At 53.6% G+C, this 4,551-nt stretch carries 1 protein-coding gene; it reads right to left on the reverse strand.

Annotation, left to right across the window (positions count from 1 at the left end; genetic code table 11):
* Positions 1 to 4,327, reverse strand: a 4,327-nt coding sequence (locus tag Q0216_RS07870) for a type ISP restriction/modification enzyme (RefSeq protein WP_298594324.1), incomplete at its 3' end; no start/stop codon positions are given.
* Positions 4,328 to 4,551: the final 224 nt, after the last annotated feature.

The raw sequence follows: 4,551 nt of genomic DNA on the forward strand, positions 1-4,551 counted from the left end.
CACCATAGGTGCTGCGGTATGCTGTCAAGGTAGCGTCGGTAATGTTCTCCTTGCGGGTATAGCCGTCCACGACCTCGCCTCCGCCGAAGTTGAGATTGAAACCTCCATCATCGGCCATGATTGGTTCGTAAGTGTACAGTGCCACCCACTGAGCTTTTGAAATTAATTCATAGTCAGGAAGGATGCTGACCGTCAGTACACTAAAGTCTAAAGTTGAACCGCCTCCAGTAAAACCAAATACCAAGTTATTATGTTTTGGTGTGGGGAAAATTTTTGAGAAAATGCCTGGGCGCTCAATGAGATTTTCCTCAGAGTACAGATACTGTTTGCAGAATGGGCGGTACACTGACTCCCGTACGCTTTCAGGCACAAAGGGGATAGCCTTACGTCCTTTCCGGCGAGTTCTTAACTTACTGCTCCAGCTGATCTTTGTTTCATCTTTACTGTAAATTTCAGTCTCAAATTGCTTGTGATAAAAACTAAGCATACGACTTACATTGGACTTTACAACTTCAGAAGAGAAATTGTATGCCCAAGGGTCGCGGTTAGTCTTCATTCCATTAGAGTAATTCTCAAAGACTGCAGGCGTATTTGCTTTACCCTTATATTTTTTATCTGCGATAGGCTGATAAGTTTGATAGCGTTGTTCATCACGTTGATTAATCCAGTCGGCAGCTTCGTTAGGAACGATAACCTCCCACTCGGTATTTGCGATGGAGGCCTCTCGATCGATGATGCCGAGCTTCTCCTCTCGGCTCAGGTAGTCGCCAATATCGCGGTAGTGCAGCACGGCCTCGCCCGTGTGCGAGGGGTCCTTCACAAGTACGCAGATAGCAATAGATGTGCGGGAACCCGAACCAAAAATTTTACCGCCCTCGCGTTGCGATTTTTCGCCTGAGGTGTACTGATGACCGCGCAGGTTATAGACGTAGATTTTTGAAAATTCATCCACGAGGCACTTGCGCAGCCCATCTGCAGTATTGCCATCAATGAATGAACCGTTGGAAACGAAAGCGATGACACCGCTATCCTGCACTCGGTCAGATGCCCATCGAATTGCGCGAACGTAAGAATCACGGAGGCTCTTCTTCTGACGAGAGGAAGAACGTGCAGCATAAGTACTTTTAATGCGATCATCCAGGTGCGTGTACTTCTTAGTCGAGTCGTTCTCCTCGTAAGCCTCCTTGTCTCCAATCGAGTATGGAGGGTTCATCACAATCACCCGAATATCCTGCTCAAGCTCACGCTCCGCACGTTCACTATTGGCGCGGAACGCAGGGTTATCCAGCTGATGTGCAGACTCGGAGAGCTGGAAAGTGTCGGTCAGGACCATACCGTTAAACGGCACGTACTCCGAGTCCAGGCCGTGCTCCTTCGCTACCTCACCGTACACCGTCTCGATGTTAATCGCCGCAATGTAGTACGAGAGCAGCACAATCTCATTCGCGAACAACTCGCGGGTATACTTACGCTCCAGGTCCTCCGGACGAATCAGACCCAGCTGTAGTAGACGGGTGATGAACGTACCCGTGCCCACGAAGGGCTCAATAATGCTCACGCCCTCATCAGACAGTGACTTGCCGAAGGACTCCCGCATAGCCACATCGGCAGAGCAGAGGATATAGTCCACCACCGGAACAGGGGTGAAGACAATGCCCAGACGCTTTGCAACCTGGGGAAAAGCATTCTGGAAGAACTTATCGTAGAGGTCCTTAATTACGTGCTGCTTCGCCGCCGCGTTATCAAGGCCCTTCACACGGCGCTGAACCGACTCGTAAAACGCCGACAGCGACTCGCGCTCCTTCTCAAAGGCCGCGTTCGCGTTCAGATGGTCCACCACGTTCTGCATGGCAAGCGAAATCGGGTTCAGCTCGGTAAAGCGGTGCCCAGCAAACATTGCGTCAAAGACAGGCTTCGTAATCAGGTGCTGTGCCAGCATCTCAATGGCCTGGCCCTCATCAATCGCGGGGTTCAGGGTCTGCTGCAGACCCTCCACAAACTGAGCAAAGATGGTGCGCAGCTCGCTTTCGGGGCTCGCCTCATCCAGCAGGTCACGAATCATCGTGATATGGCGGTCCGCAATGGTCGCAATATCCTTCGCCCAGTCACCCCAATACTCGCGGGTACCCACCTTATCCACAATCTTGGCGTACACGCCGTCCTTCCACTTCTGCGCGGGGAAGGTTAGGGTCGTCTGCTCAGCCGGGGTGATGGAATCCTCCGGAGCCTCGGTGTCATTCGCACCGATGCTGTCTTTCTCCTTCTTCGGAGCTAGGTCAACGGTCTGCACAATAATCGACTCGGGGTCAGAAGCGTTCAGCTCAATCTGGTGAATCGTCGCGTCCATGCGCTCATCGTGCGCCCGGAGCGCCTGAAGCACCTGCCATACCACCTTGTAGCGCTCGTTATCGTTCAGTGCCTGAGCGGTAGACACGCCGTCAGGAATAGCAATCGGCAGAATAATGTAGCCATACTTCTTACCCTCGGCGCGGCGCATCACGCGACCCACCGCCTGAATAACATCCACCATCGAGTTACGGGGGTTCAGGAAGAGCACTGCGTCAAGATTCGGGACGTCCACACCCTCAGTCAGGCAGCGAGCGTTCGTCAGGACACGACAAATCGGGCCCTCCTCATTCGGCTCCTGCTTGAGCCAGTTCAGGAGCTCGGCACGGCTCTGCGCGTTAAAGCTGCCGTCAATGTGGCGAACCTGCACGCCCAGGTCATCGGTCGGGTCGTCGTTTTCAGGTCTACGCAGGTTAATGCGCACGAGGTCCTCAAACTCACGCTCAATCTTCTGGGAATCCTTAATCGAACGGTTGAACGCTACAGCACGCTTCATGGGTGCAAGATCATCGCCGAAGGAAGCCTCCAGCTCGCCGCTACGGCGCTTAGCGAGGCCGTTCCAACAACCCACCAGCTTCGCCACATCATCAATTGCAAGCTCGTTTGACTCATTAGCCAAAAGGTTCTGGAAAGAGGTCGCAACCTGCGACTCAGAAACACCCAGCACCAGCACCTTGTAATCGGTCAGCAGGCCCTTCTCCACGGCCTCACCAAAGCCAATACGGTAGAACACCGGACCGAAGGTATCGACGTCATCCATGGAACAGAGCACGGCGGCCTTCTCGCTCGCCTGGAACTTCGTGTCCTCATTAAAAATCTTGGGGGTAGCCGTCATGTAGACGCGCTTGCGGCCCGCCACCCACTTATTGTCGTGAATCTTCACGAAATTCGACTCAGACTCATCCGCCAGAGTCACACCGGTCGTGCGGTGCGCCTCATCGCAAATAATCAGGTCAAAGTCGCCGACACCCGCAGCCTGAGCCGCAGACACAGCATTAATGGAGTGGTAAGTAGAGAAGACCACCTCGAGACCCTCATCCAGCGGGTTAGCCTTCATTGCCTTCGCCAACTCGGCACCGTCCGTCGTAGCGGGTAGCTGCAGGTCCTCAATACGCAGGTCGGCCAGGTCATCCATGTCGGCATTAGCGCCACCACGCTTCCTCTCGCGGCCCACCTTCGAATCGGAACACACCGCGTAAGCATGGAACGGAACCTCAATCTCGTTCGAGAACTCCGAAATAGACTGCGACATAAGCGCTAGGGAAGGCACCATAAAGAGTACGCGGGCGTGACCGCCGTTCTGTGCGGCAAACTTCTCAGCCAAGCGAATAGCAGTAAAAGTCTTACCGGTACCGCAAGCCATAATCAGCTGACCACGGTCGTTCTTCTGCAAACCAATCAAGGTGCTCGTAATAGCTCGGTCCTGGTGCGGACGAAGCTCCTTATGCGGCTTATGGCCAACCTGCTGCTCGCCCGGCTCATCCAGGGAATAGGTCGACCAGTCGATATTAGAATCACGGAAATTCTGCAGACCCATACGCTGCACAGGGAAGCGCTGCTCCTCCAGCATCTTCTCCGCATTCTTCGACCACTTATCGGTCGTGGACACAATAATGCGGTGCGTAAACGGATCACGACCGGAAGCCGCAATAAAGGAATCGATATTTTCCTTAGCAATCGTGCTCTGCTCATCGTAGAACTTGCACTGAATAGCGGTTACGCCGCCGTCAACATTTTCAGCCACCAGATCGATACCAATATCGCCGAAGCCCTCGCGGCCATCCCACTCATTCCACAGATGCACACCCTTGTACAGACGGCTCTGGATGCTGTCCTGAGTCAGGAACAGCTTAGTCAGGCGCTCCAAACGGTCGCCCTGTTCGCGGGTATTACGAGCAGTATCTCGAAGCTGATGAATCAAGCGGTCAAAGTCCATCGACGTCTTCGTCGAAACGTCGGCAGGAGTGCCGGAGGCGGTCATGAACTCTCCTAAATAGTGTGAGTTGATAGAGATGTAACCTCTTCATCTTATATTGCGGCGGGTCAGATAGCCTCTCCAACGGTCATTAGGGGCTCTCCCAGGGATCATGTGCGCTGAACCTACTGAAGGTAAGAGCCGGTCAGAAAGTCTTTCTACGTGCTACATCTAAGTGAGCGGTCTCTCGCCGAACCTGAACGTAGCCTGTGAACTGTGGTACCCTACTA

Source organism: uncultured Rothia sp. (assembly GCF_937976295.1).
GTDB lineage: Bacteria > Actinomycetota > Actinomycetes > Actinomycetales > Micrococcaceae > Rothia.